Origin of the sequence: Paenibacillus sp. FSL R7-0297, assembly GCF_038009025.1 — a bacterium.
Lineage (GTDB): Bacteria > Bacillota > Bacilli > Paenibacillales > Paenibacillaceae > Paenibacillus_AQ.
Genome location: NZ_JBBPAQ010000001.1, coordinates 2,643,941 through 2,670,255 on the forward strand (window position 1 = coordinate 2,643,941; position 26,315 = coordinate 2,670,255).

The window sequence follows — 26,315 nt, forward strand, 5'->3', positions numbered from 1 at the left end:
TGTACGAAATACAACTATTCAATTATTCGCCAGCTTCGATACGCACGCAAACCGCAGGCATATGTGTGAACAGAAGATAATGATGCTAAGTACAAGGGAGCGGTGGTGGAGCAAGACAATTAAGGAATTAAGGAATTAAGGTTGTGGTACGTAAGCGTAAGGAGATACACTTGTCCACTAGAGCAATCTTTTGATAGAAACAGCTGCATTGACAAGTGGAATTCGGCTCCATATACTGAGGAAATCAACATCAATACACTCAAAACAACATTACATATACATAGACACCTGTATTAAATGATGCAATTAGCATTGACGAGCAGACTATAACTGGAGGAATCATACATGTCCCTGACCTATGAAGAACGCAGGCATACCATCCTCTCCCAGCTGGATCTGGAGGGGAAAGTGCAGGTGCATTTTTTGGCTGAGCGGTTCGCTGTAACCACAGAGACAATCCGGCGTGATCTCGACCGTCTGGAGAAGGAAGGGCGTCTGCGTAAGGTGTACGGCGGGGCCGTGCGGATTCGTTCCGGGAATAATGAACCCACCTTCATGAAGCGTTCCCAGATGAATCTGTTGGACAAGCAGGCCATTGGCAGGCTAGCGGCTTCGCTTATTCAGGATGGCGAGACGGTAATCCTCGACAACGGGACGACCACGCTTGAGATTATGCGGCAGCTCAAAGACCGCGCCCATGTGACGGTCATTACCAACGCAGTCCCGGTCCTGAACTGCGCGCTGGAACAGTTTCAGGGGAAGATTATTTTTGCCGGGGGCGAGGTGAATGCCGTTTATCAGGCGGCTGTGGGCATCACCGCTCATGAGCTGCTGGACCAGTTCAAGGTGAACAAGGCTTTTATCTCTGCCGGGGGTCTGTCACTCTCGGAAGGAATTACCGATTATCATCTTGAAGAAGCGCTAATCTCCCGTAAAATGATGGAACGGGCCGAGGAATCGATTCTGGTTGCGGACCATTCCAAATTCGGAGTGACTACCTTTGCCCAGATTGCTCCGCTGGAACATATCTCCATGGTCCTGACCGACAGCGGCTGCTCAAGTGAATGGAAGGATACCTTTGCCCGGCTGGATATAGAGCTGCTGACAGGGTCATAACATACAGGAGCATAACTTACAGAAGCCGCATAGAAAAATCAAAAAAGCGCCAATCCTCTTACACCCTAAGGTGAGGAAGATTGGCGCTTTCTGGTGTGCCGCCAGCTATATGCGGCTTTCTGGTGTACAGCTAGCTGGCTATAGGCAGCTGCCTGAAGCAGTGCTCACCTGTCTGAAGCATACACATCTAGACGCATCTAGACGCAGCTAAATGCAGCTAAATGCAGCTATACACAGCCCAAATCAGCACCTCAGCCGATCCAGATCCGCTGCGTAGCGTGATCGCCGGAGTTACGGCCGATCATTATATCGAACTCTCCAGGCTCGAACACAAGCTCATCGTTCTGGCCGTAGAACATCAGCATCTCGCGGGTGATCTCGAAGGTTACAACCTGCTTCTCATGCGCGGCGAGGGTAACCTGCTTGAAGCCCTTCAGTTCCTTCACCGGACGGACCACACTTGCTGTAACATCGCGGATATAGAGCTGGACGGTCTCCTTGCCTGTAACCTCCGAAGTGTTCTCTACCTCAATGGAGGCGAGCACCGGGGCATCAGCAGCAGCTTCAACGTTGAAGCTGCTGTAAGCAAAGCTGGAGTAGCTTAGCCCATAGCCGAAGCAGAACAGCGGATCATTCGGGATATCCAGATACCGGGTTACGTAACGTACATTCGGATACTGGGGATCATAAGGGCGTCCCGTCTGATAAGCATTATAATACACAGGAATCTGTCCTACAGAGTAGGGGAAGCTCATGGACAGGCGTCCGGACGGATTATAATCGCCGAACAGTACATCTGCAATGGAATTCCCCGACTCGCTGCCCAGGAACCAGGCTTGTACAAGCGCGTCGCTGGCATCAAGTACAGGGGCAAGCTCCAGCGGACGGCCGCTGAATATGATAGTGATAACAGGCTTGCCGGTATCCTTCAGACGCCGGATCAGCTTCTCCTGGTTCGCGGACAGCCGCAGGCTGGCTTTGCTGCCGCCTTCCCCGGTATCCTGCTGATTCTCGCCGACAGCGGCAAGAATGACATCGCAATCCTTCAGCTGTTCGAAGGCTTCCTCAGCGTGGTCTTCCACATCGAAGACACCCTCCAGCATGCTTCCCAGCTCGCCGGTCATTGCAGTAATAATATCTGCTGCCGGGATTTTGCCGGTGATGCCGGTGTAGAGGGAGACTGCCGGATCTTTCTCAGTTCCGGCCCAGCCGCCCAGTACATGTATGGAGGTGGCGAAAGGACCGGCCAGACCGAGCTTCATTCCCCGCTTCAGCGGCAGCACTTCATTCTCGTTCTTCAGCAGTACTACCGAGCTTGCACCGAGTTCCCGTGCAGCCTGCAGATGCTCAGCGCTGGGCTTATCCGCTTCGTCTGCCACCGGATCGGCATCCTTGAACGGGTTGTCGAACAACCCGAGGGCATCCTTCAGCTCCAGTACCCGGGTGACCGCTTCGTCGATCAGACTGATATCGAGCAGCCCTTCTTCAACCAGTGCGGCCCCGTGGTTCAGATAGTGGGTGGACATCATCTCGATATCCAGGCCTGCGGCCAGGCTTTTGTGGGCAGCTTCGCGGCCATCCTGCGCAGCGCCATGGGGCACCAGCTCATTGACAGAGTTGAAGTCGGCGATGGTGACGCCGCCGAAGCCCCATTCCTCCCGCAGAATACCGCGGAGCAGCTTGCTGTTGCCGCTGGCCGGAATACGGTCAATGGTATTGAACGCGGCCATGACCATTGCGACACCGGCATCTACTGCAGCTTTATAAGCTGGCAGATAGAATTCGCGGAGTACACCGGTGGACATATCCACCGTGTTGTATTCACGGCCGCCTTCAGGCGCGCCGTAGCCGGCGAAATGCTTCACGCAGGCTGCGATCCGCCCCGGCTCCTTCAGGTCTGTCCCCTGATAGCCCCGGACCATGCTCTCGGTCACGCGGGCGTTCAGGTAAGGGTCCTCACCGGAGGTCTCCATCACCCGGCCCCAGCGCGGATCGCGCACGAGGTCAGTCATGGGGGAGAAGGTGACATGAATACCGGCAGCGGCGCTCTCTCTGGCTGCAATTTCAGCGAAGCGTTCGATGGCTTCAAGGTCGAAGCTGCTGCCCATCGCCAGCGGAATCGGCAGGATAGTCCGGTAGCCGTGAATGACATCCGCCATGAAGAGCAGGGGAATCTTCTGGCGGCTGGATTCCAGATGCCGGGTCTGCAGCTCAATAACATTCCGTGCGCCAATGCCGTTCAGAACGCTTCCGATGTTCTCCATTACCTGCGGCTTGATATTCAATTCTTTGAATGGACCCGTTAAATCCACGGTATCATCCAGACCCCAATAGTAAGGACCGAGCTGGGTTAGCTGGGCCATCTTTTCGTCTAGTGTCATATCGTTCACGAGATCTTGGATAAACGGTTTAGTCATAGCTAACTCCTTCGTTAAGCGTACTGAAAGTTATCGTCTGTATATATTATTGTGCCAAATAGATATGCAGTTCATTGCCGGGCAGCGTAAGCAGGTTGTTCTTGGCAATGCTTACGGCACCCGGGCGGTACGGATTGGACAGGACCTGGCCGGTAACCGCAACTCCTGCTGCATGCAGCTCCGGAGTACGGGCCGGGCCTGAGCCGATGTGATAGACAAAGGTTAACGGACGGCCGAAGCACTCATAAGTGAAGCGCAGTCCGTCAAGGCTGGCCGGCAGCACCGGATCAATGATCAGCTCTTCATCGCTGAAGCGGATACCCAGAATAGCTGAGATGAGCTGATTGAGATAGATTCCGGGGCCGCTGGAATACAGGCGCCAGCCGCCTTTAACCTCTACGCTGCCATCGCGCAGCTGATCGAAGTTCTGCTGATAGCTGTAACGGTCAGGGAAATTCCCGTCCGAGCTGCTGAAGTACATATTGCTCTGGCGCAGCTGGGCATTCGGGACGCTCTGCCGGATGTTGATCGGATTGATCTGGAACAGGCCTTCCCAGGCGCGGTCAGCTTCGCCAAGCTTGGCGGAAGCTTCGAGATAGCGGATATGGGCATGCACATACTGCAGGCTGATCTCGCGGCCGACACTGGCGGCTTGCTCGGCACGGCGGAAGATCGTACTTACGCCGCCTTCATAGCGGGCGGGACGATCCATCAGACGGACGCCATCCGGGTGATTCAGATGCTCGTCAATCAGGCGGAAATTGGCAACCGCCTGTTCCGGGGTCACCAGCTCAGCAATAATGCTGCGTGTCATTGGCAGCAGGCGGTAATGGATGCCGGTCTGCTGATCCAGCGGGTGAAGCATATAATCAATGCTGCCGTCCTCCTGGAAGTAGGCGAAGCCGGCGATGACGCCATCCTTGATCAGCAGCGTCTGGAAGGATTCCTTCATCTCTTCGGCCATTACAGCAAGGCTGGCGGAGAATTCGGCATCGGCTGTAGTGACCTGCGACAGGTTGCGGATGACCTGGAAGGCCAAAGCGACGGTCCAGGCACTCACGAGCTTGGTCTTCAAGGCTTCATCAGCAGGCTGCAGGGTATCATCCCAGTCGCCCCCGGCATAATTGATCAGGGACGTGCCCGGTACGAAGCGTTCACGGATCGTCTCTACAGCAGCTTTGACATGCTCAAGCACGGTTTCAGTCCGCTGGCTTGGCAGAGCATCTGCCAGGTGATGATAGCCAACCTGTTCCTCAAGAATCGAATAGTCTCCGGTAGCCGTAATATAATCGCTGATGCATTTCAGCGGCCAGAGTACGACATCGCCATGCCATTCATGGGCTTGTACCGGATGCTGGTCGAACATGAACCATTGCGGCCATTCCTTGCTCTCCCACAGCTGATGGGAGTAGATCTTCAGCATTACATTTCTGGCCAGCTCATAATGCTGGGTCATCAGGAAATACTCCATCGGTCCCTGGCATACATCGCGTGTGCCCCATGCGGCTCCGCCCGGCTGTTCAAGGCCATGCGGCATAATGAAATGGGTCATCGCATTATGGGTGTACCACCATACCGTTTCGTTCAGAATATCAATCCGTGACTGCTCTTCTCCATCAAGCTGGAGGTGGAAGCCCGAAGTAAATGTTTCATAGAAGCCTTTAAACAGCGCTTCCTCGGTTTCCGGAGTGTAAGGAGAGACCAGGGGAAGACTGTCGGCCTGTGTGAGCCGGCCTTGGATTACAAGCTGGAAGCTTGCCGACTGCGTGACGGAAATCGTCAGCAGCGTTCCGTTGCGCGGCTGTCTGTCCGTATAGAACATCCGGTCATCGCTGTACGTATAGGCAGTTCCCGGAAGCTGGATATCGAAATGCAGACCCGGATAAGGAAGCTGCTGCACGGACGCTTCGTCAGGAAGAACCTGCAGAATACCGTCCCTGGCTTCAACTCTTACCGGATGCTGGAATTCATGCTCACCCATAACAAGCTGGTTCGTGATCAGATAATCATAGGATTTGCCGAGCTTCGACTGAACCTGCAGGGCAACATCCGGCTGAGCTGCTGCGGCAAAGACGGTAATCGTGAGCAGATCATCCTCAACCTGGTAATGCCATCTGGCAAAGTTAACGCCCATTTCGTAAGCTGCCGGCAGCGTAAGAATCCGGTAGACCCCATCCAGGCGGATATAGATCCGCTGTCCGCTGTTCCGCTGAATATTCAGCAGGCCGCGTGGTGTGGAGAGCAGTTTATGGAAAGAGGTATTGCCGACAACCGTCTGGCCGTTGAAGATTCCGTACATATAGTTAGTGGAAGAAATTAGGTTGTTATCGACTTGGCTTTTATCAAGCAGCGTAGTGATGATATGGCCGTGCGGACGCTCGACCAACAGCTCTTTGGGCTGCAGTACAACATGGACATGCTCATCCGTGAAGAAGGAGAGCAGTTCCCCGTTCTCGATTTCTTCAAGCTTCCGGTTAGGGTAAGCCGCATCAATCTCAGCCTGGGTCCACTGTGCAGAGACATAAGGTGCGCCAATATCAGTACTTAGCACAGGCACATCTCTGCTCGGCACAGCCTCACCCGCGCTCCAGTCGATTTCATCGTAAGCTGCCTGCAGCTCGGCTTGGAACTCAAGCTCTGTAACAGCAGCCGGATGAGTAGGGCGGAAGAGCCCGTAGAAGGCGAATTCAGCTGGAGCGGACAGCGTCATAAGCTCTGTCTGCAGCGCGGTATAGGCCAGCTCGTATTGATAATTGCTATTCTGCAGATTGCCGCTAAGCACCTCGGGCACATAGCTGCCTTTGTAGGACACGCCGAAGAACTGCATACCGTCAGTAGAATAGCCTACTGCACGGGTACCCACTACACCCTGCTGCAGATAAGGGAAGGCCATTCCCTGCGGCTGGTTCTGGCGGGAGCACACGGCGTAGCCGTTCGTGCCTTCCCAGATGCTGTGATCTAGATATTGGCTCATGTACAGCTCATTGGCCAGCACGCCGCCTTTGCCTGCGACACCGATATCCTGTCCGTAGACCACATCCACGGTCTCACCGCTGCCGGAGAGCTGAATATGCCAGAACCAGATTCCGTCCCGGGCCGGCGCGAAGGTGACACGGTAGCTAATTGCTTCTATAGAACCTTCAAAAATCAGTTGGTCTTGACTATGGGACAGCTTGGAGCCCGAGCGGATTCCGAGTAAAGGATAGCTGCTGATTCCTTGCTCCGTATGCACGCGCAGATAGATATTATTAGCTGAACCATCTACAGGATTGCCTTGGAACTGATTAATGAGAGTAGACTCATGGGTGAACTCGAAGATGTCTCCTGTTGGCAGGAACGTATAACTAAGGTCATCCCGGGTTAAGGTAATCATGTTTGATTGTTGTTTGAAAATCATAATAACCCTCTCTTTCCAGTACGTGATTGGGACATGAATTAGGTTAGGGGGAATTCATCATTAGATGGTGACATGTCCGTGTAAAGAATAAATAGAAACGTTTCCATAAGTGATACATCTCGATATTAGTCTGAAGACGAAAAAAAGTCAATTATCTACGAAAAAACGACCTAATTATCATCTTTGCGATGCAGAATGTAATTTTTTTACTTGTAATTCGAAAATAAAAAATGTTTGACAGCGTATACAACTTGGGAGTATGCTCTGAGCAAGGGGAAACACAAAGAAATAATGGAAACGTTTCTATACTGTCCAATACGGTTAAATATTAAAGGTATGCACGCAGTTGTCATTCAGCTGCAGGGACAAGAAGTGAAACAAAGATATGCATGCGGTAAGAATGCATCGTTCAATTTGGAGGTGGGCTCATTGGCAAGATTTGTACATGCGGGCGGAAATATCGTCCGGGAACTATTTAAGAACAAAGTGCTGTATCTCATGCTGCTGCCTGTCATTGTGTATTTCGCGGTCTTTCACTATGCGGTAATGCCCGGCGCTTATGTTGCATTCGTGGATTACAAGCTCAACAAAGGCATCTTTGGAAGTGATTTCATCGGTCTGAAGAACTTTGAATTCCTGGTGCAGACCGGAGAACTCTGGAATATCACCAAGAATACGCTGCTCTACAATCTGGTATTCCTTGCTTTAGGCAATATTATTCAGATTGTGTTTGCCATCATGTTGTCGGAGATTACCGGAAAATGGTTCAAGAAGATCTCCCAGTCCGTTATTCTCCTGCCAAACTTCATTTCGATGGTTATCGTTGGTGTGTTTGCTTACAATCTCTTCAACTTCAACTCCGGATTCATCAATACGATGATCTCGGGGGCAGGGCTGGACCGTTATGAGTTCTATAATGATCCGGGCATCTGGAAATACATTATTGTGGCCTTCAAGATCTGGGCTGGTACCGGCTACGGTATGATTGTCTATCTGGCTGCGATCACAGGGATCAACCATGATCTGTACGAGGCTGCCTACATGGATGGTGCTACTACCTGGCAGCGGATCCGCTACATGACCCTACCTATTCTGAAGCCGACCTTTATACTGCTCCTGCTGTTCGGTATGGGCGGGATTCTCAAAGGCTCCTTCGACCTGTTCTACAATCTCATTGGCACAAACTCCGTGCTGTATCCGCAGACGGATATCATAGATACGTATGTCTTCCGCTCCCTGGTGGGACAATTTAACTTCTCGATGGGTGCTGCAGTAGGATTCTACCAATCCTTATTCGGCCTGGTCCTGGTGCTTGTGGTTAACTTTATTGTACGCAAGGTTGAACCGGACAGCGCGTTGTTCTAAGACATGACACGAAACAGGGGTGATGAAAATGGCAAGTACATCTATTAAAATCAAACAGGATTCCGGCAGTGTTTTCATAAAAGTGATCAGTTACATCTGCATCTCGATCTTTGCACTGTTCTGTGTGTTTCCTTTTGCGCTGATGATCTCCTCCTCCTTCATGAATGAGCAGGAGATTGTCCGCGAGGGATATAAGCTGATTCCGAATGAAGTTTCCTTCAAGGCCTACGAATTGTTGCTCAGTAACTCCTCCAAGCTGGTGGATGCTTATCAGGTTACGATTTTTATCACAGTCGTAGGTACGGTGCTCGGGCTGTTCATGATGTCCATGGCCGGATTTGTCCTGAACCGCAAGGATTTCAAATACCGTAACTTCTTCTCCTTCCTGATCTATTTCACAACCTTGTTCAGCGGAGGATTGATTCCGACTTATATTCTGATGGTCAAGCATCTGCATATGAAGGACAACCTGTTCGCCATGATTCTGCCGGCTGTGGTAGGGGCGTGGTCGATCTTCCTGATGCGTAACTTCATGAAGGCGATCCCGGATTCCCTGTATGAATCAGCCACGATTGACGGCGCGGGCGATTTCCGCATCTACTGGCGGATCTTCATGCCGCTGGCGGTTCCTTCACTGGCGACTATCGGGCTGTTCTCGGCGCTGGGCTTCTGGAATGAGTGGTACAACGGGATGCTGTACATGGACTCTCCGACCAAGTTCCCGCTCCAGTACTTCCTGCAGCGCATGATCAACCAGGCGAATATGGGCAGTCTCATCAACTCGGGAGCGGTCATTAATACAGCCGATCTGCCTACCCAATCCATTAAAATGGCTACAGCCGTACTGGCCACAGGCCCGATCATTCTCCTGTATCCATTCATTCAGCGTTACTTCGTAACCGGTCTTACCGTCGGTGCTGTTAAAGGTTAATGGACGCCTGCTTCAATAGAAGGGTGTTTGTTATAGATGCAATATCCATAATATAGAAAAGAAAAGGGAGGCTTACCGAATGAAAGGTAAAAAGATTGCTTCTTCTCTAGCTGCTGTCCTCATGCTTACTGGAGTGCTATCCGCTTGTTCGTCAAGCAATAATGCAAATGGAAATAATTCAGGTTCGTCGAACACTCCATCCACTTCCACCAATGCTGGAGGAGTAGACACCTCTAAGGAAGCAAAGCTGGTGTACTACCTGTGGGGCAGTGAAGGAGTTACCAATAAAGAAATTCTGGCTGAGATCAATAAGAAGCTTAAGGCTGATCTGAATACTACACTTGAAATCAAGTATATTGACTGGCCGGACGTAGCTACCAAGTATCCTCTGCTGTTCGCTTCCGGCGAATCGTTCGATCTGTCGCATGCTTCTCCGGGTGCCGCTGTGTCTTACTACACCCTGGCTACTGAAGGGGCGCTGACTGACATTACCGACATGCTGGACAAGGTGGCGCCTAAGCTGAAGGCGGAGATTCCTGAAGCCTCCTGGCAGAACACCAAGGTCAATGGCAAAATCTACGGCGTACCGAGTCTGTTCAGTGAATACACGCCTGCCGGTTATGCATACCGTACGGATCTGCTGAAGAAATACGGCATGACCGAAATTAAGACAATCGATGATATGGTTAAATACATGGATAATGTGGTTGCCAACGAATCCTTCCCGCCAATTAACGGTAAGGCTGAGGATGCACAGAACATGTACAGAATGCTCGTAGATACTACAGACATGTGGCTGAACGCACCTGGTATCTCGTTGAATGAATTGAATCTGGTCACCAAGAGCCCGGAGGATTACAAGACCGTATTGCATCCAGCCTTCACCCAGGAATTCGAGGATTGGGCTGTGAAAATGCGTGAGTGGGGCGACAAGGGCTATTGGGGCAAAGACGTTCTGTCCGCTTCCCTCGGCAGCAAGGACAACTTCAGAGCAGCGAACTCTGCGGGTTATCTGACTCATGCCCAGGACTGGATCGGGCAGTACGGCGGAGATATCAAGGCACTGCCTGACTCTCCTACAAGCTTCTATACTTTTGCTGAAGCGAATAAGAAAATCAAGCGTAAAATGGGTGTAGACAACTCGACAGTAATCAGCGCGAATTCCTCTAATCCGGAGCGCTCTCTGATGGTAATTGAGAAATTCATGACCGATGAAAGCTACTACAACCTGATGCAATACGGTATCGAAGGCAAGCACTACGTCATTGAAGATGGCGTGAAGAAGCAGCCGGAAGGCTTCAATGAAAAAACAGATGGCGGAGGCTTCTCGGCCTGGTCCCTCAGAAACGACAAGTTCGTGATTCCGAGTGATACTGAGAACCCGATCCGTAAAGACCTGTTTGCTGAATGGGATAAAGAAGCAATCGATGATCCTTACAACGGCTTCAGCTTCGATCCTTCGAATGTAACAACTGAAATTGCTTCGATCTCGAACGTCAATGCACAGCTCGGTATTCAGCTGATGCTGGGTAAAACAAGCAAAGATCCAAAAGCAGCCGTTGCAGAATACCGTGACCAGCTGACAAAAGCAGGAATTGACAAGGTCATTGCCGAAGTAGAGAAACAATTGGCAGAATTTGTACCCGTCAACTAAAGGAATGTAGAGGTACCTGGGAGCTATAGTCTATAGCTCCCTTACCTATAAATGGGGGAGTAGTGTGGACGTTAATATTAAGGATATCGCGCGGATATCCGGAGTCGGCATCTCGACTGTATCCAGGGTTATTAATAATAAGGGACTGGTGAGTGATGCGACCCGCGAGAAGGTTCTGAGTGTCGTGAAGGAATACAATTATATTCCGAATTCCAACGCACGGAATTTAAAAACCACGCAATCCAAGAACATTGCACTCATGGTCAAGGGAATTACCAATCCGTTCTTCGCCATCATGATCAAGGAAATTGAACGGCAGGTCAATCTGCGCGGCTATCCGTTTCTCATCCATCAGGTAGAGGATGGAACCGATGAGATCAATGCGGCGATTCAATTGGTGAAGGAGAAGAACTTAAGCGGGATTATTTTCATGGGCGGTACGTATAATCATTCCGAAGAGAAGTTTAAGCAGCTGACGGTTCCGTTTGTACTGACGACGATTACTACATCCCAGGAAGTGGACCCGGCCATATTCTCCAGCGTAACCATCAATGAATCGAAAGAGGCCTATAAGGCGACCAGTTATTTAATCTCACTTGGACACAAGAACATTGGCTTCCTGGCCAAATCACCTTTATTGGATGAAACTACGGGCAGCCGGCGGCTTCTGGGATATAAGCTGGCATTAGAAGAAAATAATCTGCCTTACAATGCCGGACTTGTAGAGGATTGTGAATACAGTCCGAGCTCGGGCTTCAACGCTGCACGCAGACTGCTTAACCGGGACAGAGCGGTGACCGCAATATTTGCTGCTTCCGATACCATTGCCATCGGTGCGGCCAAGGCTGTGCTTACCGCCGGCTTGTCCATCCCTGATGATATTTCGATTATCGGCTTTGACGGCATTGAGATGGCAGAATATTATCATCCTGCGCTGGATACGATCAGCCAGCCGGGTACGGAAATGGCTCTATCCAGTGTAGGGGTATTATTTGACCTTATTTCGAATCGCACGAACCATCAGCATATTGTCTATGATGCGGTATTGCTCAAACGGGGCTCTTGCAAAATGATCAAGAGCCGATAACAGCAGGGCGCTGACTATAAACGTATTGGAGTTGATATCCAGGATGCAAGAATCTTTGAGAATAGGCACTTTGGTCCGGGGCGGTGAAGCCGTCCAGGTCATTCCGCAGATGGTGAAGCATGGCTTCGAATCCTTCCAACTGAATTTCTGGCAGACGATTGGTGATACCGATCTGGCGGAGACAGCGGCCCGGATTCAGGAGCTGGCGCTTAAGCATCACTTCGTGATCTCTGCTGTCGGGATCTATGGTAATCCGCTTGGCGGCAACCCCGAGAGTGGGGATACCCTTGCCGGCTGGGAGCAGTTGATTGAACATGCCCACTTGTTCGGCACGGACATTATAGGCGGATTTACCGGGCGGCTGCCGGGCTCCTCGATTGACGAGTCTCTTCCTAGATTCGCAGAGGTATTCGGAGGATTGTCGAAGCGGGCCGCGGACAAGGGTCTGCGGATTGCTTTTGAGAACTGTGCGATGGGCGGCAGCTGGCAGAAGGGCGACTGGAATATCGCGCATAACCCTACAGCTTGGGAGAAGATGTTCAATGCAGTAAATGCGGACAATCTGGGACTGGAATGGGAGCCTGCCCACCAGTTGACCGCGCTGATTGATCCGGTTCCGCAGCTGCGCAAATGGGTGGATAAGGTATTCCATGTGCACGGCAAGGATGCCACAATTGCCTGGGATATCGTTAAGGAATACGGGATTCATGGTCCGAAGCCTTATGTATGGGACCGCACGCCAGGCTTCGGCGATACCAACTGGACGGATATTATCACTATTCTCCGCCAGGGCGGCTACAAGGGCACGATCGACATCGAAGGCTGGCATGATCCGGTCTACCGTGATGAGCTGGAGATGACCGGCCAGGTGCATGCCCTGAATTATTTGAAGAATTGCCGCGGAGGCAGCTTTGTGCCGAATCCGGTGATTTGACTTTGACGACAACAAGACCTCGTTATCCACGCATGTGGAGGATGGGGTCTTTGTTGTATTTGGAACTACTCCCCCTGTAGGGGAGTGAAAGCGGGCTGGCCGGGAGCAGGACACGCCAGCGCGGGAGTGAGGCGGGAATGACGAGGGAAGGAGGGGAGTATAGGTCACCGCCAGGAATCTTGCAGAAAATACAACAATACAGGACTTCAAGCTGCCCAACCGTCAGAAATTTCGGCGTACGGAGGGAACATGGACATCGGATTCGGCTCATAATGAGTCCGGCGCGGCAATCAGAAGCGTAAATACCCCTGATTCATCCGCCAAAACCAAAAGTGTGTCCGGCGAAGGAAACAGAGGCAGATCCTTTATTATGATGACAGTTCCCGGAAGCTGGTCCTTAAACGAAACGCTTGATTGTCCAGTAAGGAACAGTGAAGGTGCCTTTGTTCGTTGCGATGTGCAGTGCGTCTGATGAGTGATCTATTTTACATACTCCGGTGTAAGTTTCTCCGCTGATCAAGTGAACGCGTTGGCACAGATTGGAGAGGAGCGCATGTTGAATGTCCTTTTTTATCATACTCGTTCACTTCCCTTAGTTGCTACTAGTTGCTGTATGTTAGAAAGCTTCTGTACTTATTATTTAAACCATAGAGGAATAACGTAACAGTTCAATTGGTTACAGTTTTGTACCATTTATTATATTACATTGAATTGTCAGGAGTTCTACGCTTAATATACTCATAAAAGTGGCGGACAAGCAATTACATAGCGCGAAGTAGCAGTCCGCATACAGGGTATATATATTCTAGGAGGTGTCACCAATGAATGGGACAACCAGATTGCAGAAGATCACATTAACTCTCCTTACCGCTAGTCTAATTACTCTACTGGGCTGGGGGACCTCGGCTTCTCCGGTGCAGGCAGCGGCACCGGCACCAACCCCGGCTTCGTCCTGCGGCACGGGAGATCATGGACTGCTTCAGGAATTGCAGGCAGCACACAGCGGAGCAGATGCGATCCCGCTTAGCTTCTCTGATGTAGAGTTTCTGAGTGCTGATACAGGGCGGGCAGCCGGGAACGGATTCCTGATTGGAACCTCGGACAGCGGATGCCATTTCCAGAAGATTTATGAAGGGCAGTGGAGCTTTCAGCAGATCGACTTCCCTGATAATGTTCATGGCTGGGCGCTTGCCGCGGTCAATGACGGTCAGGCTAAATATCTGATCCGGACCACGGATGGAGGCTCTACCTGGACAAGGCTGTCGAATAAAGCCGTGACCTTTGAAAGGGTAGAGTTCCTGGACAGCAGCAAGGGATTCGGCTACAACCGTGCGTCCACCTATTATACGAATGACGGCGGAGAGAGCTGGAGCCTGATTAAGACACCAGCGAATACACGCGGAGCTTATTTCACCAGCCTGAGCAGCGGATGGGCCGTGGTCGTTGTACCGGGCAGCGGGTACCGGGTGATGCGGACGGCAGACGGCGGAACGAACTGGAAGCTGATGCTGAAATCTTCCTACGCAGAACCCTCATACGGACAAGTCTATGCGAACGGCAGTCAGGTGTATGCCGTACTGTACGGCGGTTACGGAATGTCGCAGACTTCGTATTCGCTCTACGGCAGCGCTAACTCCGGCGGCAGCTGGACCCGGGTGATTGCTCAAGAGACGGCCGGAGGCGGTCCGGCTCCGGGAAGCGGTGCGGCCAAGGTGAAGAAGGGGCCGGCTTCGGGCAGCCCCGGCAATCTGGTGGTGATCGGTACAACAACCGCTTTCCTGGTGGGATTCCAGCCTGCAGCGGAACAAGTGGGGATCGGGGTCACCAAGAATAACGGGCAGGCCTGGAGTAACCGGATGACGGTTCACGGTTTCGAAGGGACGATCTCCTTCACCGATCATAATCAAGGCTGGCTAGCGGTGAGAGACCTGAACAGCTCGGCACTTTATGTGACGAAGGATGCAGGTGCCACCTGGACGTCCAAGTTTTCCTTTGAGACTACGGGGCGGTAAGGTTTCTAATAAATGAAGGAACGGGTGTCGTCCTGGCGAGGGGCGGACCCGTTTTTTAACTGGAAACCGGCCAGCTGGGTGGGGTACATAGGGCCTTAATTATTATTGCTGCGTTGCTGTGGATCGCGGGCTATCTGTTCTTTATTGCACGGCTGGCTATATAGAGGGGCTGGATACAGGGGAGGGGGTATGGAAGTGGATAGTCTTTACGATCAGGGTGAAGAAGCGTATGCCAGCGGGGATTTCGTTCGCGCGCTTGCGCTGTTCACGGAGGAGTGGGAGTTAGGGCATTCCGGTGACTGTCTGAATTATATGGGTTGCTGCCACTTGTCACTGGGAGAGTATCGGGCGGCGGTTTCCTGTTTTGAACGTCTTCAGCAGAAGAGTCCGGAGTGGGAAAGACCTGTGTTTAATCTCGGCCGGGTGTATTTCAGACTGGGGGAGCTGGACAAAGCCTTCCGTTACTATGAGACAGCTCTGAGAATGAATCCGGCCAGTGAGGATGCTCTTTATTATATGGGTACCTATTATTATGAGATGGAGGACTATGCACAGGCGCGGCAATGTTATGAGCAATCCTTGAAGCTCAATGAAGCGCAGTCTGAAGCCCATCTGAACCTGGGAATGTGTTACGCAAGGGTGTCTGATTCTAAGTCAGCCCTCAAGGAGTTTGAGAGAGCCTATGAACTGGATCCGTCCTGTTATGATGCTGTGCGTAATAAAGGTCTTGTTCTTCTTGAAATGCGTGAATTTAAGGCGGCGCTGGATGCATTCGGGCTGGCGGCCAAAATTCAGCCGGATGAAACGGAGTGCATGACCAGCATCATCTATTGCCATGCTAAACTGAAAGACTACGAGACGGCATTAAGGATAGCCCGTAAACTGCGGGAGCTTGAACCCGGCAACAATCAGGCTTTGCGCTTTATTGAGAAGCTGGAAGTCTCAGTGGCCAGGCAAATTCATAGAGAGAGTTAACCAAGGGGAATTATTGAGAACGACCGGTAAAAATAATACTTTACCGTTCGTTCTCAATATGCTAAGATTGCAAATGTGAGACGGATAAATTTTTTTGATAATAATAGAACGTTCGGTCTCAAAACATCAGCCAGAAGCTTGATTACACAGTAACAACAAATAAACTTATAACTTAAGGAGTGTTCAGAATGGGAAAGCTTGAGGGTAAGGTTGCTTTGATTACAGGAGGGAATAGCGGAATCGGGTTGTCTGCCGCCAAACTGTTTGTTGCTGAAGGTGCCAAAGTCGTTATTACCGGCCGCAATCCGGGATCTTTGCAGGCGGCGGTAGAAGAACTGGGTGCGGAGCATGCCATTGCGGTTCAGGCGGATGCGACAGATCCGCAGAGCGCTGTGTCGGCTGTGAACGCAGCGATTGAGGCCTTCGGCAGATTGGATGTTGTCTATGCCAATGCAGGCATAGCGGCTTCAACACCGCTCGGCAGCACAGACTTGGCGACTTTCGAGGAAGTGCTCAAGATTAATGTGACCGGTGTCTTCTTCACTGTTCAGGCCGCACTGCCTCATCTGAAGGCCGGTGCATCAGTCATTCTGACCGGCTCCGTGCTGGCTAAGGCTGGCAGACCCGGCAACTCTGCATATGCCGCCAGTAAAGGGGCGGTCAGCAGCATGACCAAAGTGCTGGCTTCGGAGCTCTCCCCGCTGGGCATCCGGGTTAACAACATTGCCCCTGGCGTGACGCGCACACCTATCTGGGGACAATCCGCGATGGATAACTGGAGCCAGGTGGAGGCAGGCATGTCGCGTTCGATTCCGCTGGGCCGTGCGGGTGATCCGGAAGAGATTGCCAAGGTGGCGCTGTTCCTGGCCTCGGATGATTCCTCGTATATCCAAGGTGCCGATATCGCTGTAGACGGCGGAGCGGGCAGCTCTCCCCTGGGTGCACCGGTTTACCAGCAGAACGCATAAGCGCGTTGTAATGTGAGAAGCACCTTAACCGGTGCTTTTTTTTGATGTTAGCCTCACAAGAGCCATTATGCTAAAATGAAAGTGGATGTAAAAATATGTTATTCTATCGCATATTTGAAATTCCAGTGTGGAACGGAGGCTCTCCTTTGGGGTTTAAAAACAGGACTTCAATTATTGTGTTAGTGGTAATGACTATATTGGCCGGAGGGATATATATATCGCTTACCGGATTTCCTCATAAAAAAAGTCAGATGGCTAGTGAAGTGAAAAAATATCTGGTTCATACAAGATTGTACCCGGTTGCCAATATTCAGGAAATCCGGGGAGGTTACAGCTTCAAATCGGGCGACTATGATGCGGACGTACTGTTCAAAGATGAGCCAGATGTGAACTATACGTATGCCAAAGTAAATGGGGAATTCAGACTTGTCGGAACCTCCAGCCTGTACGGCAAACATATGGACGAAACATTCTATTGAACAACCTTTTTCGCTTTTCCAATAAGAGGGAATGGGTATACATTGTCGAATAAGACATACATATACAAAAGTATTCACTTTGTGTACGCGGCTGAAAGAAATGTAAACGCTCACAATAGACCCGGGAGGCGAATGGAAGATGGACGGAAGCAAGTCGTTGATCTATCAGATTCTCAAGACGATTGAAGAGGGCAAAGAACCGGTGCTGGAGAACCTGGAGGGAGTGACAATCGGGGGCTTTCACAGCGCATTGGAGCAGATCGCAGAGAACAAGCTGGCGAGTAATATCAGTTTCTCCCTCAGCGGTAAAGGCAAGAAGGCGGTCCGAGTCGCAAATATAAGCGGCTCTAAACTGACTGCGCAAGGCGTTAATTATATTCATGTTCAGGACAGCCGCAGCTACTAGCTATAAGCAAGATATACGATAACACCCGCAGAATGGAGATGCGATAGATCTCCTGCTGCGGGTGTTATTTTCTATGGATTAATGGGGCTCAGTTGAATAGTCATCCCGCATCTTTAGCATTAGATAGAGAGAAGCACAAAAATAGAAACCTCAAAATCACAAATAAAGCAGACCGTCACAAAAGGTGCAGATAACACAAAACGATGCCAGATGGTAGGTTATAGGTGCTTTAGACCCTGAAAGAAAGGAGGAGCATCCGGAGCTCCGGACGGAGAGCGAGAATAAGCGAAGCCAATAATAGCTACAAAGGAGGCATTCGATTTTGAGAACCCAAAGGTACTCCGCAAGAGTTGCTGCCGTACTGCTCAGTGTGCTGCTGATCGTGGGCAGCGGGATTAACATCCCTCCTGCATATGCCGCATCTGCGCCGATCGCCAATATTCCAGACTGGCCAACAAGCTACAATAACAATGGGGTGGACGGGGAAGTCTACATCGACCAAACCGTATTCAGTGCGGGTCAGGCCTCGTTAAAAATAGTCAACCGGACGCCCAAGGCCAGCAATGTGTTTCTGGCGATCCGGCAGCATGTTCCGGTGAAGCCCAATACCACCTATCAGGTGAGCCTGAAGGTCAAGGGGACTCAAGCCTCGTACTCAAGTATCGCACTAAATGCCGGCTGGTCGCTAAAAAAGGCTCTGCCGACGGGAACCTTCGATTGGCAGTCTATGGTGTTTAATATTACAACAGATGCCTCCGCCACCTCTTACCCGTTCACCGTTCTCTCCGAGGGCGTAACAGGGGCGCTTTGGCTTGATGATTTGACGATGGTGGAGGCAGGAACGGATACCAATCTGCTGCAGAACGGGGACTTTGAGACTGTGCCGCAAGCTGCGGCCGTCAGCGCCGATCCTCCTTCTGGACCCGTGGAATCAGGCACAACTGTCAGCTTGGCTACAGCAACCGTCTCTGCTGCCGTTTATTACACAACAGATAGCACGGACCCTGTTTTGTCTCCGACAAAGCAATGGTACACCGGGCCGGTCGCCATCGATCGTTCATTAGTTTTGAAAGCGTATGCAAAAAGCCTAGGATATGCAGACAGTCCTGTCTCAACCTTCAGCTATAGCGTAAACGGAGCCGGGGCAGGCACGGTGATGGATGAACAGACTTTCCTTGGAAGTCTGGCGGAAGGAAAGGCGGTGCCTGTCTATTATGCGGACGGGATCATCCTGGACGGTGATTTAAGTGAATGGGACGAAGCCTCCTACATCGAATTGCCGCTGCCCGGAAGCGGCCAGGCCAATTTGGCCAGCTGGCAGGGACCTGACGATTTATTAGGAAGAGTATATTTTGCTTATAATCAGGATCACCTCTATTTTGCCGCGAAGGTGCGTGATGATGTGCAATCCGGTGTGGCCGGAGCAGCGATGTGGTCAGGGGACAGTATCCAGTTCGCTTCGGGAACAAGTGTGTTGTATGGTCCAGAGTATGGATTCGCCCAGGTGAACGGAGCGCCTGAGGTATGGACATGGAATCAGGGAGATACGCCCGCCGATAAGCAGCCTATCCGGTTGCAGACCAAACGGGTTGGCTCCGAAACCATCTATGAGGCTGAAATTCCCTGGAGTGCGCTCCATGCGGATGAACCGGGGGCATCCATGCCTTTCAATTTTGTGCTGAATGACAATGACGGAGCCGGACGGAAGAATTGGGTGGAATGGACGCCGGGCATAGGGAAACTGAAGGACCAGTACAGCTTCGGGAATCTGTTCTTCATCCCGCAAAACAGTACGTGGGCGGCATGGCTGGACCGTGATTATATGCAGCCGGAAGAGAACCGCTACACAGCGGAGCAGAATGAGCCGCTGGACTTTCAGCTGAAGCTGGTGAATTCCACAGATCAGGCGAAGCAATTCCAGACAAAGATAGCTCAAGTGGACCCGGCATGGAGGAATATTACAGTACCTGCGCATTCCGTATTGCAGTATCCGATTACGGCCTCCTTTGCCGGAACCGGAGAGCAATCGCTCACGGCAGAGGTCAGGGAAACGGGAACGGGCGAGGAGAGGACACTGCATTGGGAGCTCGACATTCTTCCTTCCGGCACTCAGATTGAACAGGATATAGAGCAGCTTGAAGAAGATATGGGTGAATTGAAAGCGCTGCTGGAGCAGGTGGAGGCGCAGGGGATCGCAGTGGATTATGAAAAGCTGGATATCGCGGTCATCGATAAATTTATTCCTTACGGCAAGGAAGATATTGCCCAATATAAACTGGAACGGGCGCAATATGTCAGGGACCAGCTGTTGCTGTTGTACCAGCAGACCGAGGAACGCCTTGAGGCTTATTTGGCTGGGACACAGACCAGTTTCCCGGTTCCGCATTATGTTACCGGCGATGTGACTATCGACCGGCAATCTTTCATTGGCAACACGATCAATTCGCAGACAGGGGCAGAGGAGTCAAGACCGATCTTCTTTACCGGTTACGGGCATTTTGCCCAGGTGAAAAAGGATATTCCTGTTCTGTCCCAGCTTGGGTCGAACATGATCCAGATGGAGACCGGACCTAACCGTATCCTCAAATCGCCCAATACGATACTTGGGTGGAGCACGGAAATCAGGGGGGGAGCCAAGGCGAGCTTTTCTTACGGGACAGAAGTGGTTCACGAAGGAAGCCGGGCCTTGAAGATAGTCAACCTTACGCCCAAGGCTGCAAATGTGTACGGAACGGTATGGCAGAAAATAGCCGTCAAGCCAAACACCAATTATGAATTCAGCATGTGGGTCAAAGGAGCCAATGTAAACAACGTCTGGTTCGGGACCTTCGCAACCCGGCTGGGTATCCCGGCAGGAACCTATGATTGGCAGAAAATTACCAAAACCTATCGCACGGGCAGTGCCGAGACCTCACTCGATTTCCGCATCGTGTCCGAGAATATAACCGATTCTCTGCTGATCGACAGTATTGGCATTGTGGAAAGCGGGACCACCGCCAATCTGGCGGCGTATCCCGGATTTGAGGATGACGGTACTGTAGTGAAAGAGGATTATCTCATCTCTACGGCCACCATCCGCAATGATATCCAGCAGGCGCTGCAAAGTGCCGGTGAACATAATCAGGCGGTGAGCCTGCTGCTGTCACCGCATTATTTCCCGGAATTCCTGCTGCAAAAGTACCCTGAAATCCGTTCTACTAACAGCGGCTTCATCAAATTCAACTTTAATCATCCGAAAGCAAGGGAGGCGATTGAGGATTATCTGCGCACCCTGATTCCCATGGTCAAGGATTATCCTGCTCTCCAGAATATCGTATTGTCCAATGAGCCGGTGTTCATCTCTTATAAAGATCCTGCGCAAAAGCCCGCATGGCAGTTTTATCTGAAGCAGATGTATTCGGATATTGGACAGCTAAATGCCGTGTACAATACCGCCTATGAATCCTTTGAGCAGGTTGCGATGCCGCAGGCGGAGGAACGGACAGCACTTTATTATGACTGGATCAGCTTTAATGACCAGCTGTTTGCTGAGTGGCATGAATGGATGGCAGATATTATCCATGAAATGGCGCCGGATATTCCTGTAAGTGTAAAAATCATGGGTGGAGTGCTGGCCAAGTCCCAGTTGGCCAAGTCCCCGTTATCTTGGGGGATAGATCCGGAGCAGATATCCGGCCTCAGTGATCTGAATGGTCTGGATGCCTGGAATTATCTGCATGACGAGGGAGCGACGATTATAGAGAAGCTTAAATATTATGATCTGCTGTCCTCCTTTAAAACGGCACCTGTGTTCAATTCGGAAGACCACATCATTCCCGACCGCGACAGCCGCTATGTGCCTGAACAGGCGTCCCATGTGCGCAACGATATATGGCAGGGAGCTATCCATGGACGAAGCGCTTCCACCATTTGGGTATGGGAAAGAACCACTGATCCCGCCAGCGATTTCGAGGGCAGTGTATTGTACCGTCCGGATGTCGTTTCGGCTATCGGCACAACAGGCATGGACCTGAACCGTCTGGCCCGTGAGGTGACCTCCTTCCAGAACGCTCCCGCAGAAACGGCCGTTCTGTATTCTAAGGCGTCCAACCTGTACCGTCCGGCTTATCTGGAGGCGGTGGACCGGGCCTATTCCGCTCTGTCCCTCTCCGGGCAGAAGGTCGGCTTTGTCAGTGAGAAGCAGATCGGGGAAGGCAAGCTGTCTTCCGTCAAGCTGCTGATTATTCCGGATGCCCGGAATGTGGACGCAGAGACTATAGAAGCCGTCAAAGCCTATATTGAGCAAGGGGGCCAGGCGGTTGTGCTGGGCCAGGATTCCTTTATCCGGGATGTTCATAACCAGACGCATCCGGAAGCGGCCAGAAGCTACATTATGGCGCATGCTGCAGTTATTCCTGTAACAGGAACTGCAACCGCGTTAACTTCGCCGACTCTCCCGGCATTGCAAGCGCAGCTTATTCCGTTGCTCAGACAGCAAAATTTGCTTCAGGTGGAATTGACGGATGCTCAAACCGGAGAAACAGTCTCCAATGTGGAGTGGAGAACCAGTGTATACGAAGGCAGACTGCTGCTGAATATCGCCAATTACAGCTGGCAGGCCAAACAGGTAAATATACTTCTCAATGGACAGGCGCCGGAAAGCATACAGGAATTGATCCAGGGCAAGAGTCTTGGAGCATCGGCCGTAACACTTGATGCCTTCTCACCGCTGCTGCTTGACTTGGGAACCGTAGAGGGCGGGGAATCTTTACAATGATTGCATGGGCGGCATTCCTTCGGGAATGCCGCTATTTGTGCTATATAAACTTCCAAAAAAGGAACCAAATGTACTGCCGGCTTAAAAAATGAAGGTTGGAACAAATGATGAAGGGTGCCGGATCGGGAAATGGTGTAGAAAACGGGAAAGTGAAGGTTTCGAAAGCTCCTCCTTTCATGCTAATTTGAGGGCAGCCGTTCAGATAGGGGATGCGCTTACTGAACGAGCCTTTAGCAAGAAACAAGAAAGGAGAGATTAACTTGTCACAATCCGCAGAGCCCTATATTCCACCGGCGATGCAGAAAGGCTCCGGAGCCGCAGTATCCAAAAGCCGATTCCGGAAACAGCTGAAGCGGGATAAATATTTGTATTTCATGCTTATTCCGGTTGCTGTATTTTTTGTGCTGTTCAAATACGCCCCATTATTCGGAGAAATTATTGCATTTAAAAATTACAGGCTGGCGGATGGAATATGGGGGAGCGAATGGGTAGGTCTGGAGCAGTTCAGGAAACTGTTTGTCAGCCCGGAATTTTATACAGTATTGCGCAATACGCTGCTGCTTAATTTGTACAGTCTCGTGTTTGCTTTCCCGGTGCCGATTATTCTGGCTATACTGCTCAACGAGGTGACCCGGAGCAGCTACAAGCGTGTGTTGCAAAATCTGCTGTACATCCCGCATTTCATCTCCTGGGTGGTTCTGGGGAGCATCGTCATCGCCATCCTGTCCCCATCCACCGGGATCGTGAATCAGCTGCTGCAAATGGTTGGTCTGGAGCCGATTTATTTCATGGCAGACACCTTCTGGTGGCCGGTATCCTTCATTGCTTCAAGCATATGGAAAGAGGCGGGATTCGGAACGATTCTGTATCTGGCGGCTATAAGCGGCATTGACCCTACCCTGTACGAGGCGGCCAAAATCGACGGAGCCAGTAAATTCAGACAAATCTGGCATGTCACCTTGCCGGGTATCCGCGGTACCGCCGCAATTCTGCTGATTCTCCGGGTAGGCCAAATGATGGACGTCGGCTTTGAGCAGGTCTACGCCATGAAGAACAGCGCCGTCAGCCAGGTTGCCGAGGTTATCAGCACTTATGTCTATACCCGCGGGATCGAAAATCTTCAATACAGCTATACAACGGCCCTGGGGCTGTTCCAGTCACTTATCGCCTTTATCTTGGTCATTTCGGTCAACCGGTTAATCAAGACTATGGGAGAGCGGGGCCTGTGGTAGGAGGAATCATGCTTACAGAAAGAGGTCGATTACATTTATGAAAGCCAAAGCCGAGTTCTCATCCGTATTTTTCCGGTGGCTGAATTATATCGCGCTTGCCTTGTTTGCCGCGGCGACAGTGTTTCCCTTTATCAATATTATCGCCACATCCTTCAGCGGCAGCCGGGCGATCAGCGGCGGGGAGGTTTTCCTCTGGCCGGTTGATTTTAATCTGGACGCCTACCGCAATCTGTTTGACGACGGGCAACTGGTAGTAGCCATGAAAAATACGGTGTTCATCACCGTTGCGGGGACTGCTTTTAACATGCTGTTCACCGTGCTGTGCGCCTATCCCTTGTCCAAAAGCAGGCTGCGGGGAAGAAACGCTATTCTGATGGCTGTATTGTTCACCATGCTGTTTGGCGGCGGGATGATTCCCCATTTTCTGTTAATTAACGCTCTGGGGCTGGTCAACACGTATTGGGCGCTCTGGCTGCCTGCATTAATCAGCGTCTATAACATGTTTGTCATGAAATCCTTTTTCGAGGGACTCCCGGAAGAGGTGGAAGAATCCGCCGCTATCGATGGAGCCAATGAGTTGACCATACTCTGGAGAATTATCCTTCCCTTGTCCATGCCGGTCATTGCGGCTCTGACCCTGTTCTATGCAGTGGGCTGGTGGAACTCTTATATGAATGTGCTGATTTATATCCAGAGCACCGACAAAATGTCCCTGATGGTCAGATTGTATCAGATGATCGAAATGGTCAGTCCCGAACTGCTGAAGAGCGGGGAAGGCGTAGGGCAGATTTCCATTACACCGGAGGGAATACGCGCGGCATCTATTGTTTTCTCAATCACGCCGATTCTCTGTGTCTACCCGTTCCTGCAAAAGCATTTTGTCAAAGGCGTTATGCTGGGTTCGGTCAAAGGCTGATATCACGAGCTTACCACAAGCTTGAAGATATGCTAGATTAATAAGGGAGGTTATTTAAAAATGAAAATGCACAAAACCAAATGGCTGTCCTCAGCGTTGACGCTGGGGATAGCGGCGGCCACGCTGCTGAGCGGGTGCGCGAACAACACGGACACGGCGAATACCAAGACAGATTCGTCGGCAACCACCAGCCCCGAGGCGACAAACAGCAAGCCCAAGGCTGTAAGCGTTTCAATGTTCGACCGCGGCGGCGTTTCCAGTGATGAGGGTACGTATGAGGACAACCGCTGGGTGAAATGGATCAAGGAGCAGAGCGGGATAGACGTGAAGATTATTCCGGTTCCCCGGGCACAGGCCCAGGATAAATTAAATGTGCTGATCGCTTCCAACCAGGCGCCGGACCTGATTTGGGAATATGACCGCAGTTATATCGGAAAGCTGGTTACTCAAGGGGCGATCCAGCCGATTGATGAATATATCGAGAAGTACAGCACCTCTTACAAAGCCTATCTGGAAGCGCATCCAGAACTTAAGCCGTACCTGACGTTCGACGGAAAAATGTATGCAGTCGCCACGGAGCGGACCATGAATTCTGTTGCCAATCACGGCGCCTGGATTCGCCAGGACTGGCTGGATAAGCTTGGACTGGCCATGCCGACCACCATTGACGAATTGCTTCAGGTCGCCCAGGCCTTCAAGGATGGAGACCCGGACGGCAACGGCGCCGCGGATACGACGCCGATCGTAGGCTCAACCACCTTTGACTTCTATTCGGCCATTTATGCGGATATGAACAACCAGTGGTATCTGGAAGACGGCAAGATGGCGTATGGTGCCCTGCTTGACCGGTTCGGCGATGTCATGTCCCTAGAGAAGCAGGTATACGAGCAGGGGCTGGTCGATAAGGAATATTTGACCGACAAGAACAATCAGCGGGCCATCCAGCTCTGGACCACCGGCAAGGCAGGCATCTATATCGCCAACTGGGGCGGCGGAACAATGGAATCTCAACTGAAGGATATGCTGGCCAATGTGCCGGATGCGCAGCCTGTGCCGCTGGAGCCGGTATCCACGAAATACGGGAAATTCGGCCTGTATCAGGAGACTTCCCCGTTCATTTATGTTGCCTTCAACAAGGATATGGCCGATCCCGAAGCGGCTGTGAATTATCTGGACTGGATGGTGGATGAAGGCTGGAAGGCACTTAACAACGGCATTGAGGGCGAGCACTACACCGATGTGAACGGAGTCGCCAAGGTGATCGACGCTGACAAATTCAAGAAAGAAGTAGGATACGCCGCAGAATACGCCATCCTGCGCAACAATACGTTCAAACCGGAAGATTTGCTGGTAAAGGCCGCTTCGGACGAAGTTTCCCAGCGCCTCGCCGCGCTCAGCCAGCAGGGGCTTGAGCTGGCGATGAAGAATGAATTCAGACGGGATATTCCATATCAGCCAAGCTTTGTGGAATTCAATGAAATCCAGACATCTATGACGCCTTATATCAATGAGATCCGCGCCAAGGTTACCACACAGGGAAGCAAGTATACCGGTGTCTGGGCGCTTGAGGAAATCCGCAAGGAATGGAAACGGCTCGGCGGAGAGCAGGTAGAGATCCAGGCGCAGGAATGGTACGAGCAGAACAAGGCCAGTTTTAAGTAACGGCTGAG

At 51.4% G+C, this 26,315-nt stretch carries 17 protein-coding genes; 15 read left to right on the forward strand and 2 right to left on the reverse strand.

Annotated features, from left to right (window positions below):
• Positions 1 to 345: 345 nt before the first annotated feature.
• Complete coding sequence (locus MKZ24_RS11675) at positions 346 to 1,116, forward strand: DeoR/GlpR family DNA-binding transcription regulator (protein ID WP_042238934.1); 771 nt, start codon at positions 346 to 348, stop codon at positions 1,114 to 1,116.
• Positions 1,117 to 1,367: 251 nt separating this feature from the next.
• On the opposite strand, the gene bglX is transcribed toward MKZ24_RS11675, so the two are convergent.
• Positions 1,368 to 3,533: a beta-glucosidase BglX gene (gene bglX / locus MKZ24_RS11680; protein WP_340783133.1), complete on the reverse strand. Its 2,166-nt coding sequence runs from the start codon at positions 3,531 to 3,533 to the stop codon at positions 1,368 to 1,370.
• A 46-nt stretch (positions 3,534 to 3,579) separates the two neighbouring features.
• Positions 3,580 to 6,930: a GH36-type glycosyl hydrolase domain-containing protein gene (locus MKZ24_RS11685; RefSeq protein WP_340783135.1), complete on the reverse strand. Its 3,351-nt coding sequence runs from the start codon at positions 6,928 to 6,930 to the stop codon at positions 3,580 to 3,582.
• 429 nt (positions 6,931 to 7,359) lie between these two features.
• On the opposite strand from MKZ24_RS11685, the gene MKZ24_RS11690 reads away from it, so the two are divergent.
• The 14 genes from MKZ24_RS11690 (at position 7,360) to MKZ24_RS11755 (ending at position 26,307) form a co-directional block, all read left to right on the forward strand.
• Positions 7,360 to 8,295 carry an ABC transporter permease gene (locus MKZ24_RS11690; RefSeq protein WP_231637716.1) on the forward strand — a complete coding sequence of 312 codons (936 nt, stop codon included), beginning with the start codon at positions 7,360 to 7,362 and terminating at the stop codon, positions 8,293 to 8,295.
• 43 nt (positions 8,296 to 8,338) lie between these two features.
• On the forward strand, positions 8,339 to 9,226 hold the full coding sequence (locus MKZ24_RS11695) for a carbohydrate ABC transporter permease (RefSeq protein ID WP_042243324.1): 888 nt from the start codon (positions 8,339 to 8,341) through the stop codon (positions 9,224 to 9,226).
• Positions 9,227 to 9,305: 79 nt separating this feature from the next.
• Complete coding sequence (locus MKZ24_RS11700) at positions 9,306 to 10,880, forward strand: DUF3502 domain-containing protein (RefSeq protein WP_340783139.1); 1,575 nt, start codon at positions 9,306 to 9,308, stop codon at positions 10,878 to 10,880.
• 64 nt (positions 10,881 to 10,944) lie between these two features.
• Positions 10,945 to 11,967, forward strand: coding sequence for a LacI family DNA-binding transcriptional regulator (locus tag MKZ24_RS11705; protein ID WP_042238927.1), 1,023 nt, complete (start codon positions 10,945 to 10,947; stop codon positions 11,965 to 11,967).
• A gap of 55 nt (positions 11,968 to 12,022) precedes the next feature.
• Positions 12,023 to 12,901: a sugar phosphate isomerase/epimerase family protein gene (locus MKZ24_RS11710; RefSeq protein WP_340783142.1), complete on the forward strand. Its 879-nt coding sequence runs from the start codon at positions 12,023 to 12,025 to the stop codon at positions 12,899 to 12,901.
• Positions 12,902 to 13,722: 821 nt separating this feature from the next.
• On the forward strand, positions 13,723 to 14,913 hold the full coding sequence (locus MKZ24_RS11715; protein ID WP_340783145.1) for a hypothetical protein: 1,191 nt from the start codon (positions 13,723 to 13,725) through the stop codon (positions 14,911 to 14,913).
• A 195-nt stretch (positions 14,914 to 15,108) separates the two neighbouring features.
• Positions 15,109 to 15,888, forward strand: coding sequence for a tetratricopeptide repeat protein (locus MKZ24_RS11720; protein WP_340783146.1), 780 nt, complete (start codon positions 15,109 to 15,111; stop codon positions 15,886 to 15,888).
• Positions 15,889 to 16,076: 188 nt separating this feature from the next.
• Positions 16,077 to 16,856, forward strand: a complete 780-nt coding sequence (locus MKZ24_RS11725; protein ID WP_340783148.1) for an SDR family NAD(P)-dependent oxidoreductase — start codon at positions 16,077 to 16,079, stop codon at positions 16,854 to 16,856.
• 95 nt (positions 16,857 to 16,951) lie between these two features.
• Complete coding sequence (locus tag MKZ24_RS11730) at positions 16,952 to 17,335, forward strand: DUF3139 domain-containing protein (protein WP_081956659.1); 384 nt, start codon at positions 16,952 to 16,954, stop codon at positions 17,333 to 17,335.
• A 139-nt stretch (positions 17,336 to 17,474) separates the two neighbouring features.
• Complete coding sequence (locus MKZ24_RS11735; protein WP_042238919.1) at positions 17,475 to 17,741, forward strand: hypothetical protein; 267 nt, start codon at positions 17,475 to 17,477, stop codon at positions 17,739 to 17,741.
• A gap of 322 nt (positions 17,742 to 18,063) precedes the next feature.
• Positions 18,064 to 22,497 carry a beta-galactosidase gene (locus MKZ24_RS11740; protein ID WP_340783151.1) on the forward strand — a complete coding sequence of 1,478 codons (4,434 nt, stop codon included), beginning with the start codon at positions 18,064 to 18,066 and terminating at the stop codon, positions 22,495 to 22,497.
• Between the two features lie 260 nt (positions 22,498 to 22,757).
• Positions 22,758 to 23,729 carry an ABC transporter permease gene (locus MKZ24_RS11745; RefSeq protein ID WP_340783153.1) on the forward strand — a complete coding sequence of 324 codons (972 nt, stop codon included), beginning with the start codon at positions 22,758 to 22,760 and terminating at the stop codon, positions 23,727 to 23,729.
• Between the two features lie 37 nt (positions 23,730 to 23,766).
• The gene (locus MKZ24_RS11750) at positions 23,767 to 24,645 is read left to right on the forward strand and encodes a carbohydrate ABC transporter permease (RefSeq protein ID WP_042238915.1); all 879 of its coding nucleotides are present in this window, start codon (positions 23,767 to 23,769) and stop codon (positions 24,643 to 24,645) included.
• Positions 24,646 to 24,705: 60 nt separating this feature from the next.
• Positions 24,706 to 26,307, forward strand: coding sequence for an extracellular solute-binding protein (locus tag MKZ24_RS11755; RefSeq protein WP_156123340.1), 1,602 nt, complete (start codon positions 24,706 to 24,708; stop codon positions 26,305 to 26,307).
• Positions 26,308 to 26,315 lie beyond the last annotated feature (8 nt).